The organism is Mycolicibacterium diernhoferi (assembly GCF_019456655.1).
Taxonomy (GTDB): Bacteria; Actinomycetota; Actinomycetes; order Mycobacteriales; family Mycobacteriaceae; genus Mycobacterium; species Mycobacterium diernhoferi.
Map to the genome: position 1 here is coordinate 3,124,080 of NZ_CP080332.1, position 14,905 is coordinate 3,138,984.

General features: G+C 68.3%; 13 protein-coding genes. 5 read left to right on the top strand and 8 right to left on the bottom strand.

Annotated elements, in window-relative coordinates; all coding sequences use genetic code 11:
• Window positions 1-4: 4 nt before the first annotated feature.
• Window positions 5-1,531, bottom strand: coding sequence for an adenylate/guanylate cyclase domain-containing protein (locus K0O62_RS14740; protein ID WP_308214405.1), 1,527 nt, complete (start codon window positions 1,529-1,531; stop codon window positions 5-7).
• Window positions 1,532-1,860: 329 nt separating this feature from the next.
• On the opposite strand from K0O62_RS14740, the gene K0O62_RS14745 reads away from it, so the two are divergent.
• Window positions 1,861-3,312: an LLM class flavin-dependent oxidoreductase gene (locus K0O62_RS14745; RefSeq protein WP_073855110.1), complete on the top strand. Its 1,452-nt coding sequence runs from the start codon at window positions 1,861-1,863 to the stop codon at window positions 3,310-3,312.
• Between the two features lie 179 nt (window positions 3,313-3,491).
• On the opposite strand, the gene K0O62_RS14750 is transcribed toward K0O62_RS14745, so the two are convergent.
• A complete protein-coding gene (locus tag K0O62_RS14750) occupies window positions 3,492-3,917 on the bottom strand; it encodes a tautomerase family protein (protein ID WP_073855112.1) in 426 nt (141 codons plus the stop codon).
• A 42-nt stretch (window positions 3,918-3,959) separates the two neighbouring features.
• On the bottom strand, window positions 3,960-4,661 hold the full coding sequence (locus K0O62_RS14755) for an SDR family oxidoreductase (protein ID WP_073855114.1): 702 nt from the start codon (window positions 4,659-4,661) through the stop codon (window positions 3,960-3,962).
• 95 nt (window positions 4,662-4,756) lie between these two features.
• On the opposite strand from K0O62_RS14755, the gene K0O62_RS14760 reads away from it, so the two are divergent.
• Window positions 4,757-5,224 (top strand): winged helix-turn-helix transcriptional regulator, encoded by a 468-nt coding sequence (locus K0O62_RS14760; RefSeq protein WP_205870638.1) that lies wholly within the window; start codon window positions 4,757-4,759, stop codon window positions 5,222-5,224.
• Between the two features lie 28 nt (window positions 5,225-5,252).
• Entirely contained in the window at window positions 5,253-6,827 is a 1,575-nt protein-coding gene (locus K0O62_RS14765; protein ID WP_079244286.1) for a hypothetical protein, read from the top strand.
• 1 nt (window position 6,828) lies between these two features.
• On the opposite strand, the gene K0O62_RS14770 is transcribed toward K0O62_RS14765, so the two are convergent.
• Complete coding sequence (locus tag K0O62_RS14770; RefSeq protein ID WP_073855118.1) at window positions 6,829-7,704, bottom strand: universal stress protein; 876 nt, start codon at window positions 7,702-7,704, stop codon at window positions 6,829-6,831.
• A 142-nt stretch (window positions 7,705-7,846) separates the two neighbouring features.
• Window positions 7,847-9,589 carry a sensor histidine kinase gene (locus K0O62_RS14775; RefSeq protein ID WP_079244285.1) on the bottom strand — a complete coding sequence of 581 codons (1,743 nt, stop codon included), beginning with the start codon at window positions 9,587-9,589 and terminating at the stop codon, window positions 7,847-7,849.
• A gap of 79 nt (window positions 9,590-9,668) precedes the next feature.
• Between K0O62_RS14775 and K0O62_RS14780 the strand changes: the two genes are divergently transcribed.
• Window positions 9,669-10,553, top strand: coding sequence for a universal stress protein (locus K0O62_RS14780; RefSeq protein WP_073855120.1), 885 nt, complete (start codon window positions 9,669-9,671; stop codon window positions 10,551-10,553).
• Here the strand turns inward: K0O62_RS14780 and K0O62_RS14785 are convergent.
• A complete protein-coding gene (locus K0O62_RS14785) occupies window positions 10,550-11,797 on the bottom strand; it encodes an MFS transporter (RefSeq protein WP_073855122.1) in 1,248 nt (415 codons plus the stop codon). The two genes, K0O62_RS14780 and K0O62_RS14785, sit on opposite strands and share 4 nt — an antisense overlap.
• A 113-nt stretch (window positions 11,798-11,910) precedes the next feature.
• Here K0O62_RS14785 and K0O62_RS14790 point away from each other — a divergent pair, with 113 nt between their 5' ends.
• Window positions 11,911-12,993 (top strand): NAD(P)H-dependent amine dehydrogenase family protein, encoded by a 1,083-nt coding sequence (locus K0O62_RS14790; RefSeq protein ID WP_073855124.1) that lies wholly within the window; start codon window positions 11,911-11,913, stop codon window positions 12,991-12,993.
• Between the two features lie 53 nt (window positions 12,994-13,046).
• Here the strand turns inward: K0O62_RS14790 and K0O62_RS14795 are convergent, their stop codons facing one another.
• A complete protein-coding gene (locus tag K0O62_RS14795; RefSeq protein WP_073855126.1) occupies window positions 13,047-13,508 on the bottom strand; it encodes an SRPBCC family protein in 462 nt (153 codons plus the stop codon).
• A gap of 27 nt (window positions 13,509-13,535) precedes the next feature.
• Window positions 13,536-14,885, bottom strand: a complete 1,350-nt coding sequence (locus tag K0O62_RS14800) for a cryptochrome/photolyase family protein (protein ID WP_073855128.1) — start codon at window positions 14,883-14,885, stop codon at window positions 13,536-13,538.
• Window positions 14,886-14,905: the final 20 nt, after the last annotated feature.

Below are 14,905 nucleotides of genomic sequence, written 5' to 3' on the forward strand. Positions count from 1 at the left end.
GAACTCATCGTGGCACGTAGATGTACGTCGGTTCGGAACGTCCGCGCAGTATCACCGAGCCGTGTCCGGCCCAGTGCCCGGATTCGTCATCCGCGCGCTCCAGCGCCGCGCCGGATGCCGCGATACGTCCGGGCAGCGACTTGGCGACATCGGCCAGCCGGGCCGCCTCGTTCACCGGATCGCCGATCACCGTGTACTCGTAGCGGTTCTGGGCACCGATGTTGCCCGCAAACACCGGTCCGGCGGACACCCCCACGCCGAAATCCAGCGTCAGCCGCGCCAGGGTGGTGCCGAGCCGGCGGGCGGTGGCCAGCGCGTCGGCGGCCGCCCGCTCGGCCGCGATGGGTGCCCCGAACACCGCCAGCGCCGCGTCACCCTGGAACTTGTTGATCAGCCCGTGGTGTTCGTCGACGGCGGCGACCACGATGCGGAAGAACTCGTTGAGCACCTCCGCGACCTCGCTCGGGCTGTGGTTCATCGCCAGTTCGGTGGATCCGGTGACGTCGATGAACAAGATCGCCACCTCGCGTACCTCGCCGGTCAGCGCCTCCTCGGCGTCCAGCGACTCGAAGGCGAGTCGCACCACGGCGTCACCGACGTGCCGGCCGAACAGATCCCGCAACCGGTCCCGTTCCTGCAGCCCGGTCACCATCCGGTTGAAACCGCTTTGCAGGCGGCCGATCTCGGACTGCTCGTAGACATCTACCTGCTGATCGATGCGGCCCTGCTCGACTCGGGCCATGGCATCGACAATGTCGCGCAGCGGGTCGGAGATCGACAGCGAGACCAGGATCAGCGACCGCAATCCGAGGAACACCGCGACCAGCGACAGCAGGATCACCGGAATGTCGATCGAGGCCGAGGTCGGGATGAACCAGCCGTTGGCCCGGCAGAGCACCAGGATCACGATGGTCACGCTGGGCAGCGCCGTGGTCAGCGTCCACATCAGCAGCAACCGGGCGGTCACGCCGGGCGCGGTGACCCGGCTCTCGAATTCGCGGTTCGCGGCGGCCACGATCGGCCGGATGATGCGCTGGGTGAACAACAGGCTGCTGCTGACGGTGGCCGTCCCGCCGAAGAGCACCGAGACACCGAGCAGCACCGCCAGCGCCACACCCTGGTCGCGATTAACCACCAGGAAGACGATGCCCGCGGCCAGCCACACGGCCAGCAGCAGAAAGGACTGACGCCGGACGATGTTGATGGCGGCGCGACGCTGGGCGAGGTCCGGTTGAGCACCGGCCTCGAACCAGCGCAGTGAGGGCCCGATGTTGAGCCGGGCGCCGTAGCCGGTCACGACGGTGCTGACCACGATCACCACGATCAGTGTCACCAGGTTGGTTTGGTTGAGCAGCGACTGGGTGCCGACGATGGTCTGACGGCTCAGCGACACCAGCACGCCGACCACCTCGGCGGCGGTCATCAGGTGAGCGAAGACCAGGCCCGCGGCGTACCGCAGGGCCGGATGACTGGGCTGTGCCGACCGCGGCCTCGGGTCAGCGGGGGAGTGCTCGTCGAGGCCACGGTTCACCGCCTCAGGCTAGAGCCCGACGTGCTCTGCCGATGCCGTCCGACACCCGCGGCGGTTCGGATCGGCGCGGGAAATGTGGTAGCGCGACGACACCACCGGCGACGGATCGAGCGCTGCAACCACGCCGCTCCGAAACCGCTGGCAGCGCCCGCGCCTCCGACGGGCAGTCGTACCGACGCCCGCCCGGCCTGTGTCCCGGGCCACTGCCTGCCGCGCGCCCCGGCGCGAAAACGCCGTGGGCCCGGTCACATCCGAGTCGGCACGGCGTCGATTAGATCCCGCTGAATACAACCGGTGACGATCGGAGCGGTCTCGCACAGACTTGCGGGGTGACCCGAGTGATCCGTTTCAACGCCTTCGACATGAACTGCGTCGCCCACCAGTCGCCCGGACTGTGGAAGCACCCCGAGGACCAGTCGTGGCGATACAAGGACATCCGCTACTGGACCGAGCTGGCCCAGCTGCTGGAACGTGGCCGCTTCGACGGGTTGTTCATCGCCGATGTGCTGGGCACCTACGACGTGTACGGCGCCAGCGACGAGGCGGCCATCCGGCAGGGTGCACAGATCCCGGTGAACGACCCGATGCTGCTGGTGTCGGCGATGGCGCTGGTCACCGAGCACCTCGGGTTCGGGATCACCACCGGCACGGGCTTCGAGCATCCGTACCCGTTCGCCCGCCGGATGTCCACGCTGGACCATCTGACCAACGGCCGCATCGGTTGGAACGTCGTCACCGGCTACCTCCCGGCGGCCGCCCGCAACATGGGCCAGACCGATCAACCCGCGCATGATGCCCGCTACGACCACGCCGACGAGTACCTGGAGGTGTTGTACAAGCTCTGGGAGGGATCCTGGGAGGACGACGCCGTCGTCCGCGACCGCGAGAAGGGGATCTTCACCGACCCGGACAAGGTGCACCACATCGGCCATTCCGGCGCACACTTCTCCGTGCCCGGGGTCCATCTGTCCGAACCCTCGGTGCAGCGCACCCCGGTCATCTACCAGGCGGGCGCGTCCCCGCGCGGAGTCCGTTTCGCCGCCGAGAACGCCGAGGCGATCTTCACCGGCGCGCCCACCAAAGAGATTCTGCGCGAGACGGTTTCGACCATCCGCCGCGAGCTCGAGCTGGCCGGCCGGGACCCATACTCGGCGAAGATCTTCAACATGACCACGATCATCACCGGCGCGACCGACGAAGAGGCGCACAACAAGCATCTGGAGTATCTGGCCTACGGCGATCCGGAGGGCGCGCTGGTCTTCATGTCCGGCTGGATGGGCATCGATCTGGCCCAGTACGGCCTGGACGAGCCGATCGGCAACGTGGACTCCAACGCCATCCTGTCCGCGGTCAGGGCCTTCCAGTCCGCCGACCCGAAGGGCGGGGAGTGGACGGTGGGCGATATCGCCGAGTGGGGTGAGATCGGCGGCATGGGGCCGCGGATCGTGGGCTCGGCCGAGCGGGTCGCCGACACCCTGCAGGAATGGGTCGAGGAGACCGACGTGGACGGGTTCAACCTCGCGTACGCCATCACACCGGGATCGTTCGCCGACTTCGTCGAGTACGTGGTGCCGGTGCTCACCGAGCGTGGGGCCTACCAGACCGAGTACACCCCCGGCTCGCTGCGCAACAAGCTGACCGGGGTGGGCGACCGGCTGCCCGCCGAGCACCGCGGTGCGAGCTACCGGGTGGGCGGGCCCAACTCGACGGTGATCGATCGTCCGTCGACCCAGCCGTCCTCGTCGGCATCGCAGGCGGCGCAGCCAGCGCGGGGCCGCTGACGGGGTGGCCTTCGCTCCGTACGTCGCACGGATCGGTAGGCCGCCGGCCCCGATGACCGGCGATTAGACTGCGGCACTGGCGGATTCCCGTGTCATTGGCACGGGTACCGGACCGACGGTCCCGGCACGCGGCCAAGGCCAGTGGACTGTAGCGGGTTATCCAGTCCGGCGATACCGCGTCAGTAGGGTGAGACGGCGTTCGACCTGACCCACTCGCGTTCTGCGTCGGTGTTGGCCGGCGGTGGGATCAGGCCATTGATCATCCACATCTCCTCGCTGGTCTCGTCGACATGGAACTCCCAGTGCAGCCCGCGATGCGGATCCAGGTAGGGCGCCATGATCGACTTGATCCAATGGCTGATGCGATGTCGGCCGGCTGAATCGGTGCTGTGCCGGGCGATGTGGTCGATGACGATCCGCACGCCGACCGCGGTGGGCTCGCCGCCGACGTAGAAGTTCGACGGCTCGGTCTCGGTGAAGATGACCACGACGTAGAAGCGCGGTAGCCCGGCCTTCTCGTAGTGGTCGGTGATCCGTGATGCGAGGTCGCGCTTCGCGTCGTCGGTGAAGATTCCAGGCGTGTGGTGAATGGTCCAGAGCGGCATGCGGTGTGTCTCCTCGGGCGGGCGGGTCAGTGGGCGGGCGGGTCAGTGGGCGAACGCGAAGACGAGGTCTTCGACCGGGCCGGACAGTTTGGCCTTCACGGCGGTGGTGACCTCGTCGACCAGCACCTCGTGTGCGCCCGCTTCCAGGGCGTCCAGGATGGTGTCGGCGACGGTGGCCGGTGCGGATTTGGGCAGTCCGATCGCGGAGACCATCTCGGTGTCGATGAACCCGACATGCACGCCGAGCACCTGGGTGCCCCGGGCGCTCAACTCCACCCGCAGCGAGTTGGTCAACGACCAGATGGCCGCCTTGGACGCGCCGTAGGCCCCGCTGCCGGCCAGCCAGGACAACACCGAGTGGATGTTCACCAGCGCCCCGCCGCCCCGGGTGGCCAGTACCGGCGCGAGCGCCCTGGTGACCCGCAGCGGACCAAGCGTGTTGGTCTCGAAGGTGCTGCTGATGTCGGCGAAGTCGCCGGTTAGCAGGGTGCCGGGCAGCAGGGTGCCGGCATTGTTGACGACGATGTCGACGTCGGTGGCCTGCGCGGCCAGTGCGGCGACGGACCTTTCGTCGCGCACCTCGAGCGGGAGGCTGACGACACCGGTGCGGGTGTCCGAGTACGGCTCACGGGCGGTCGAGTACACCTTCGCCGCTCCGCGGGCGAGTACCTCGTCCACGAGTGCCGAACCGAGACCGCGCCGCCCTCCGGTGACCAAGACCGTTGCCCCGTGCACTGCGACCATGACTGCCTCCTCTGATCTGAATAACGATTACGTTACTTAGATCGAAGCACGTCCCGCTGACTAACGCAAGCATTAGTTACAATGGGGTGATGGCGATGACACTCGAGCGGCGACTGCGGGACCGTGGGACCTGGACCATCGGAGATGCCTGTTCGGCGGCCAAGGTGCTGAACCTGCTCAGCACCAAGACGACATTTCTCACCGTTAGGGAATGTTTCTACGGCACAACCCGATTCGAGGACTTCGTGGAGCGCGTCGGCTCGTCGGCACCGGCGGTGTCGCGCGCGCTCAAGCAATTGGAGAGCGCCGGCGTGGTACGGCGGGTGCCGTATCAGGAGCCCGGAAGCCGGGCGCGCGACGAGTACCACCTCACCCCGGCGGGGGAGGACCTGCTGCCACTCTTCCTGGCGCTGATGCAGTGGGGCGATGAGTATCTGCAGGACGGGAATCCGCCGCTGTCGTTCGTCGATCCCGAGGGCCGGCAGGTCCGGGTGCGGGTCACCGCCGACACCGAATCGCCTGCCATCCGCTCCGACGACCTCCAGATCCGCTACAACGGCTGATCCCCGGGCTCGCGGTTAAGCTGCGTCAATGGCGCAGGCAGGGGAGTCCAACGGTGCTGCGCTGAGTCCGTTCTCGGTCTTCTCGGTGCTGTACACCATCGCGATCGCCGTGGAAGTGGGCGAGCAGTGGCTCGATCCCTGGTTTGCCGGCGGGTTCATCCTGGCCGCCGGGGGCGCGATCATCACCGGCATGACCCGGGGCAAGTTCCTGGCGTTGCTGATCGCGGCGACAACCTACTTCGGGGCGTTCCGCTTTCCCGATGTGGCCAACCACGTCAACCTGATGCTGTGCCTGAACGTCGCGATGATCGCGGTGCTCGGGTACTCGGTGATCCGGCGCCGCACCGACCCCGAAGCCGACTACACCGTCCTGCTGCCGGTGCTCCGGCTGAGTTTGATCCTGGTCTACGTCATCGCCGGGTTCGACAAACTCAACTCGGACTTCTTCGACCCCGAGGCATCCTGTGCGACAGGCATGCTCGCGTCGATCGTCACCGCCATGCAGACCCGGATCCTGGGGGTGCCGGTGGTGCTGCCCATCGCCGTGGCCGCGGTGCTCGGCGGTTCCCGGCTGCTGCGGCGGGGCCGGTTCGGGACGCCGGGGAACCGGGTGTTCACGGTGGCGGTGGCCGGGGTCGGGGCCGCCGGACTGGCCGCCGTGGTGCTGATCCTGCTCGCCGGATCCCCGACCGAGGCCGGGCTGCCACCGGTGATCGGGATGATCGCCGCGTTGTCGGTGATCAGTTGGGAGTTGGGGGGCGGTCTGCTGCTGAGCGTGCCCCGGTTGCAGGCCGGCATCCTGGCCTTCTCGCTGACCATGCACGCGGCGCTGGCGCTGATCGGGTTCGTGGATTTCGGGGCACTGGCCTTGGCCCTGCTGTTCACCTTCGTGCCGGCCGATCACCTGCCGCGACTGTCCGCGCCGTCGCGGGTGCTCGGTTACGCCGGGATCTGCCTGTCGGTGACGGTGCTCAGCGGTTGGAGCGCGCATGTCCGCCCGGTGCCGGACCTCGCCCTGCTCACCGGCCTGCTGTTCGACATCGCGGTCCTCATCGCGGTGTGGCCGCAACTGGCCGCGGTGTTCTCCACGGACCGCGACCCACCCTGGCGAGGCGTGCACATCCTGGACAACCGGACTCCGGCGTGGCTCTACGCCGTCCCGGTCCTGCTGCTGTTCATCGGTATGACGCCGTATCTGGGCCTGCGCACCGCGGGCAACTTCTCCATGTTCAGCAATCTGCGCACCGAAGGGGAGAGGTCCAATCACCTTCTGCTGGGCAGCAATCCGATCAAGATGTGGGGATACCAGGAAGATGTGGTCTGGATCCTCGACATCGACGACCGGTTCGGCGCGACCATCTACCACTACGACGGGTCACCGCGCGGATATGCGTTGCCGGTCGTGGAGTTCCGCAAGTGGGTCCACCACTGGGGCCGGGCCGGCCACCGCGTGCCGATGACCTACGCCTACGACGGATACCGCCACACCACCGAGGACATCGTCACCGATCCGGTCTGGCGGACCGACACCCGCAGCCCCGAGATGGCGCTGCTGGACTTCCGCTACATCCAGCCCGGGCAGCCCAACTACTGCCGGTGGTGAGCTAGTTGCGCACCACCACGACCGGCGCCTGCGAGAGTTGCGCGACGGTCGAGGCGACCGAGCCGAGCAGCAGACCCGCGAATCCGCCACGGCCCCGACTGCCGACGACGACCAGCTGGGCTCGCTGGGATTCCTCGACCAGCCAGTGCGCGGGCTGATCCCGGACCAGTCGGCGGTGGACCTGCACGGTGGGGAATTCCTCCTGCCAGCCGGCCAGCCGCTCGGCGAGTGCCACCTGGGCTTCCTCTTCGTAGACATGCCAGTCCAGACCGAACATCGGCAGCGCTCCGACATCGCTCCAGGCGTGCACCGCGACCAGATCGACACCGCGCAGTGCGGCTTCTTCGAAGGCGAACCGGGTGGCCGACTCAGCCGACGGCGAACCGTCGACGCCCAGGATGATCGGCGCGGACGAATCGGCGACGTCGTTCTGGTGGATCACCACCACCGGGCTGTGCGCATGGTGGAGCAGGCCCGCGGCGACCGATCCCAGCGGGAGCCGTTTGTGACCGCCGGTTCCCCGGTTGCCGACGACCAGCATCGTCGCCGACCGCGACGCCTCGGCCAGCGTGCCCACCACCGGAGAGGGCCGCGATTCGGTGCGAACCGCGACCGTTTCGTTCTCCCCGAGCGCGGCGCGGAACACCTTTTCGGCTTCCTCCAGCACCTTGTTCGATGAATCTTCTTGCTGCTCAGCAATAATCGGCTCCGTCGGCAAGGCCGACCAGGTCGCGATCACCGGTGCGGTGACGTGCAGCAGAGTCACGGTCGTCTTGCGGCGCAGACCTTCGGAGGCCGCCCACGCGACTGCGGCGTCCGAAGCCGGCGAACCGTCGACGGCGACGACGATACCGAGCTGCTCGGCTGGGGATGACATGTCCTGCTCCTCTGTGACGTTTGCCGTTGACGGTAGTCGAACGCGGATGACCCCGGCAGGGTCCAAAGTCCTTCGTTCCCGACTGTAACCGAGCCGATCCGCAGGTCCCGCATTGTTAGCGGGATCGCCTGCACACCAACGACTATGGTAGAGGCACCGACCAGTGCAGCACCGTTCCGCCGGCGTTACCGGGGGCGAGGGTCAACGTGCCGCCGCCCTGCTCGGCCCGGCTGCGCAGGTTCCTCAGCCCGCTTTCGGTGATGCTCTCATCGATGCCGCGCCCGTTGTCGGTCACCGTGATCGCCAGATCATCGTCGACCGTGACCAGCAGGGTGAGTTCGGTTGCGCCGGAATGGCGAACCGCGTTACTCACCGCCTCGCGCACCACGGCTTCGGCATGATCGGCCAGCGCCGAATCGATCACCGACAACGGTCCGACGAACTGGATACTGGTGCGCAGCCCGGCCGCCGAGAACTGATCCACCGCCTCCTGCAGACGCTGCCGCAACCGCACCGCACCCGACGCCCCGCCGTGCAGGTCGAAGATGGTGGTGCGAATCTCCTGGATGACCTCCTGGAGGTCGTCGACCGAGGCCGACAGCCGTTCCTGCACCTCGACAGATCGGGCGCGCGCGACGGTGCCCTGCAGCGACAGCCCGACCGCGAACAGTCGCTGGATGACGTGATCGTGCAGATCCCGGGCGATCCGGTCCCGGTCGGTGAGGACGTCGAGTTCGCGCATCCGACGTTGGGTGAGGGCCAACTGCCAGGCCAGTGCGGCCTGGTCGGCGAACGAGGCCGCCATCTCCAACTGATCCCCGGTGAAGGTGCGGGCGCCGGCCGGGCGCAACGCCACCAGTACCCCGGCGACCGAGTCGGTGCCGCGCAGTGGCACCACCAGAGCGGGTCCGGCCTCGCGGAGGACATCGGTCGACACGTCGAAGACGTCACGCCGCTGGGGGAGTGCCCGGCGCAGTGCCTCGCCGAGGGAGTTACCGGCTGCCGGCAGCGGAGGCACCGCGTGCACCGAAACCGGGCTGTCCCCGGCAATCTCGGTGACGAGCAGGTCGAGCACGTCGGATGTGTCGTCGGCCGGGACCGCGACGAACGACACCTGCGCGCCGGTGAGTTTGAGGACTTCCTCGGCGATCAACCGGAACACCCGGCCGGGATCGGTGCCGGCCAGCAGTTCGGTGGCGATATCGCGGGTCGCCTCGATCCAGGACTGCCGGGCGCGTGACTGCTCGTAGAGGCGCGCGTTGTCGATGGCGATGCCGGCCGCCGCGGCGAGCGCCTGCGCCAGCACTTCGTCGTCCTCGCTGAACGGCTGCCCGGTGTTCTTCTCGGTCAGGTAGAGGTTGCCGTACACCTCGTCCCGGATGCGCACCGGGACGCCGAGGAAGGTGCGCATCGGCGGATGGTTCGGTGGGAACCCGACCGAGGCCGGGTGGTCGGTGATGTTGTCCAGCCGAATCGGCGTCGGCGAGTCGATGAGCAGGCCGAGCACGCCGCGGCCCTGGGGCAGCGGCCCGATCGCGGCGCGGGTCTGCGCGTCGATGCCCTCGTAGACGAACTCGACGAGTTCGTGTCCGTGATCGTCGCCGCGCACACCGAGCGCGCCGTACCGGGCGTCGAGCAGTTCGATGGCGGTGTGCACGATCGTGCGCAGGGTGACCTCCAGATCGAGCCCGGATGTCACGGCCAGCATCGCCTCGACGAGACCGTTGACGCGGTTACCGCCCTCGACGATCTGCGCGACGCGGTCCTGCACTTCGCTCAGTAATTCGCGCAGCCTCAGCTGCGACAGCGTCTCCCGGAGAGGTCGGACACCGCCGTCACCGTCTGCTGCGACACCGTCGGACACCGGGCCAGTCACACCGAGCATTGTGCACCGGTGCCGGGGTGAGGGCCAATGTCATACGGCAGGATGGGCAGCGGGTGGGACCCCGCGAAAGGACGTCGATATGACCGAGACCGCACAACCCGTCGTGGTCGGGGTGGACGGCTCCACCAGTGCCGTGGCAGCGGCCACCTGGGCCGCCGGGATCGCCGCTCGGCTGGGAGCGCCCCTGCACATCGTGTACGCGATGCCCTACCTCGGTCACAACTTCAGCGATGCTGCGGCGGCTGTGCGTGCGGCGGCGATCGCGGGGCAGCACGAGGCGGCCGAGTCCATTCTCGGCGCGGCGGCTGACGCGGTGCGGCGCGCCGAGCCCGGCCTGAAGGTCACCACCAGCGCTCCGTCCGAGCCCGCCGACGATGCGTTGCACGCCCTGAGCGCGCGGTCGCGGCTGATCGTGCTGGGTTCGCAGGAGGTGTCGGCGGCAGCGGCATTGCTGGTCGGTTCGCTGACGCTCAAGACGATCGGGGGCGCGGCCTGCCCGGTGGTGGCCTGGCGCGGCGAAACCACGGCGCCGACAACGCAACCTGTCCTGGTCGGTGTCGACGACAAGAGCAGCGACGCCGCGGTCGGCCTGGCCTTCGAAATCGCCGCCGCGCTGAAGGTGCCGCTGCGGGCGGTGCGGTCCTGGTCGACTCGCCGGCCGCCCGGCGACGTCACGATCCCGTTCCTGGTCGACTGGGACGCTTTGAAGGCCATGGAGTGGACCGCGCTGACCACCGCGGTCGAACCGTGGGCGCAGCGCTACCCGGACGTCGAGGTCAGCCTGTTCGTCGAACCCGCCAAGCCCAGTCAGGCCCTGCTCAAGCATCTCGACGACGCCCAGCTCGTCGTCGTCGGCACCCGCGGGCACGGCGTGCTGACCAGCACCCTGATCGGGTCGACAAGCCTGAACCTGCTGCACCACTCGCCGGTCCCGGTCGCGGTGTGCCGCCCGGCGGCGGACTAACTCGCCCCGGGCGACTGCGCCACCGGCTCGGCGGTCTGCGTCACGGCGGTCTGTCGCCCCAGCGCCAGGAACAACGCCCCGCCGACGAACGCCGCGACACCGGCGAACACCAGGAAGCCGTTGAAGCTGTCGCTGAACTGCAGGGTGCGGCTCAGGATGAACGCGCCGAGCGCGGATGAGACGCCGATGGCCGCGGACAGGATGCTCAACACGGTGCTGTAGAGGGTCAGGTCGAAACGCCGCGCCACCAGGTAGGCGATGACGTCACCTTCGGCTCCCCACGCGGCGCCCAGGCAACATACCGCCACCACCAGTACCGCGAAGCCGTCCCACGGGGATGCGACGAGCAGACAGCCCACCCCGGGCAGCGCCATCGCCACGGCGGCCACCCGTTGGGCGGGGAAGCGGTCCAGGGCGACCCCGCAGACGAACCGTCCGACGATCACGGCGGTGGCGAAGACGGAGATCAGCGCGGCGATCAGGCTGCCGTTCGTCCCGGGCCCGCTCAGCGAGTCACCGAGGACGACACCGAGCTGGCTGGTGGTGACGGTGTGGTACAGGTTGCACAGCAGCACGCCGATCAGCAGGATCCAGAACACCCGGGTGCGCCCGATCAGCCGGTAATCGTGGCCGGTCTTGCCTTCCCCTCGGGTCCGTCGCACCGACGGGTCCTCGGCGGGGAGCAGGACCAGCGCCAGCGCGCCGATCACAGCGATGGTCGCGGCGATGGCCAGGCAGCCGGTGCGCCAGCCGTGCGCGTTGTTGATCACCTCCAGCGCGGGTGCGCCGACCGCGCCCAGCAGCGGCGGTCCCGAGATAGCGATGGCCAGGGCGAGTCCGCGAGCCTTGTCGAAACAGGTGGCCACGATCCGGCTGTAGATGGCCGGGGTGGTGGCGACACCGAGCCCGATCAACACGACGTTGATCGCGAAGTACTGCCAGATCGGCCCGGACATCAGTGCGTAACCGGCCCAGCACAGCGGGAGGCCGACCACGCCGACCACCGCGATGCGGCGCACCCCGAACAGATCGGTGAGCCGGCCGTAGACCGGCAGGAAGACGAAGGTCAGCAGGGTGATCGTTCCGGTCAGCACGAAATCCGCACGGTCCCAGCCGAATTCTGCGAGGAACCGGGGCCCCATCGCGGCGTTGGTGTATGCGCTCAGACTGAGCCCGGCGCTCAGGCCCGCCGTGGCCGCCGCCAACGGCCGCCAGTTCGTCCGGAGCTCACCGAAGTAGGACATGGCGGCCTTTCGCGGTACGGACAGGAGTTACAAATCTACCGTGCAGTGTTGCCCTCCCAGACGCGCCGTCATGGGTACCGTAAGTGCTTCGGCAGACGGGCGAGGGAGCGAGCATGCGCAGAGTGGTCCAGGTCTCGACCGGCAACGTCGGCCGTCACGCGCTGCGCGCCCTGATCGGGCGTCCCGATCTGGAGCTCGTCGGCGTGCATGCGTCCGGGCCGGACAAGATCGGTCGCGATGCCGGCGAGCTGTGCGGGCTGGACAGACCGGTCGGCATCGCCGCGACCGGCGACGTCGAGGCACTGATCGATCTCGCTCCCGACTGCGTGGTCTACACCGCGCTGGCGGAGACCCGCCCGATGGAGGCCATCGAGCAGCTGTCCCGATTCCTGCGGGCCGGCATCAACGTGGTGGGCACATCGCTGGTCTGGATGGCCGCGCCGCGATACGCCGAGGACTGGGTGCGTGAACCGCTGGCGGCGGCCTGCACGGCCGGCGACTCCTCGCTCTACATCAACGGGATCGACCCGGGCTATTCCGGAGACACCCTGGTGCACACCGCGGCGAGCCTGGTGACCCGTATCGGTTCCATCACCGTGCAGGAGATCTTCGACTACGGAAACTACGATGATGCCGAGTTCACCGGCGCATCAATGGGTTTCGGCACCGAAGAGTCGGCCGAGCTGCCGCCGCTGTTCCTGCCCGGCGTGGTCGAGTCACTGTGGGGACCGCAGGTACGCGCCCTGGCCGCGAATCTCGGTGTCACCCTCGACGAGATCCGCCAACGGACCGAACGCTGGTTCACCCCGGACCCCATCGGATGCACCATGATGGCGGTGGCGCCGGGCCAGATGGCGGCGGTGCGGTTCGCCACCGAGGGGGTGCTGGACGGGCGTGTCGTCATCACCCTGGAACACGTCAACCGGCTGACCGCCGCGGCCGCACCGGAATGGGACTTCCCGCCCGATGGGCACGTCGGGGTGCACCGGGTGGTCATCGAGGGAGAGCCTCGGGTCGAGATGAACACCCATCTGTCCCATCCGGTTTTCGATCCCACCGATGCGGGCTGCATCTCGACGGCCGCTCGGGTGGTCAATGCGATCGACTGGGTGTGCGACGCACCGGCCGGGTTGGTCGCCGTCGAGGACGTCCCGCAGTCGGCGCTCATGCGGGGCCTGCTGTGGGCCGAGGTCTGACACACCGGAAGCCCGGGGGGAGGGGCGTTCGAGCCAGGTGCTCAATCGCCCAGCTACCGGTCCGGGTCCGCTGAGCCGTTCTCGACATAGTCCTTGACCCGTTCCAGAGTCTTGGTCATGTCCCGGATGTTGCGACGCTTACGGAGGAACATCGCGACGTCCAACAGCTTGGGCCCGGGCATGTGGAAGGACTCGGTGACCGCGGTGGACGGACCGCGGGATTCGAAGCGGTAGTGCCAGTTGTTGACGGCGCGGTTGCCTGCGAGCACCGCGAAGCCGAACTCCTCGCCCGGCGTGCAGGCCGTCACCCGGCAGGTGGTCCAGTAGACCGGGCCGATCTCGTTGCGTTTGACGTGCCCACGGAACTTCGCGCCGAGCGCGGGTCCGGTCGCGCCGTCGAGCCATTCGGCCTCGAACGTCTCCGGCGAGAACTTTCCGGTGTTGCGGATATCGGACACGACGTTCCACACGTCGATGGCCGGGGCGTCGATGACGACGGTGGCAGAACCCTGCATTCCGTGACGCTATCAGCCCGCAAAGACCTAGGTGGCGCTCATCGCCTGATACCGACGCAGCGCCTCGGCGCGTTCCTGACCGTGATCGACGATCGGTCCCGGGTAGCCCGCCGGGCGCGGGCCCTTCTTCAGGTGCGGATCGTCGGCCTCGGCGAGCTCGGGAATCCAGCGCCGCACGTAATCGCCTGCGGGATCGAACTTCTGGCCCTGTGTGGTGGGATTGAAGACCCGGAAGTACGGTGCGGCATCGGTGCCGCTGCCGGCACACCACTGCCAGCCGTGCTGATTGTTGGCCATGTCGCCGTCGACCAACTGCTCCAGGAACCACCGCGCCCCCCACTGCCACGGCAGGTGCAGGTCCTTGACCAGGAACGAGGCGGCGATCATCCGCACCCGGTTGTGCATGAAACCCGTCTGCGCGAGTTGCCGCATGCCGGCGTCGACGATCGGGAAGCCGGTCTCGCCACGCTTCCACGCCCCGAACAGCTCGTCGGCATCGGCGCCGCTGTCGGTTTCGATGGCGTCGAAGTCGGAGTTCCAGTTCCACCATGCACTGCGCGGCCAATGATTGAGTACGTCGGCGTAGAAGTCGCGGAAGGCGAGCTCGCGCAGATAGGCGGCATCGCCGGTGCACCGCATGTGCAGATCCGCAGCCATGGTCCGCGGGTGGATGGTGCCGAATTTCAGCGGGCCCGACATCCGGCTGGTGCCGGCGAGGTCGGGCCGGTTTCGATCCTCGTCGTAGGACTCCAGCTCGTGCTCGACGAACCGCTTCCACTGCGCCAGTGCGGCGGTCTCTCCGGCGGTGACGTCCATGTCCGCGCCCGGGTCGGGAATCTGCGCCGGCCGCAGCGACCGGTGCGATAGGTCCGCGGGGTCCAGCCAGGTCGCCGATGTCACCGACGACGTCGCCGGGGCACGCCAGCCGTGTTCCCGCCACCGGCGGAAGAACGGCGTGAACACCTTGTAGGGGCTGCCGTCGTCCTTGACGACGCGGCCGGGGGAGACCAGGTAGGGGGAGCCGGTCGCCACCAGCTCGACGGCGCCGAGCGCCTCGGCGACCCGCTCGTCGCGACGGCGCCCGTACGGCGAGAAGTCGGCCGAGATGTGAACCGCATCCGCACCGATCCGGCTGGCGATCAAGGGGATCCGGGTCTCCGCTGCACCCCGGACCACCAGCAGTCTGCCGTCGAGCTGGTCCTGGAGATCGCGCAGGCTGTCGCCGAGGAACTGCAGCCGTCGCGGACCCGAGGAGGCCACCAGACGTGGATCCAGGACGAAGCACGCGAGCACCTCACCATCGCCCTCGGCGGCCGCCGGCAGTGCGGGCAGATCGGTCAACCGGAGATCACGACGGAACCACAGCACGCTCGGCATCCGTCCATTCTGCCTTGCCT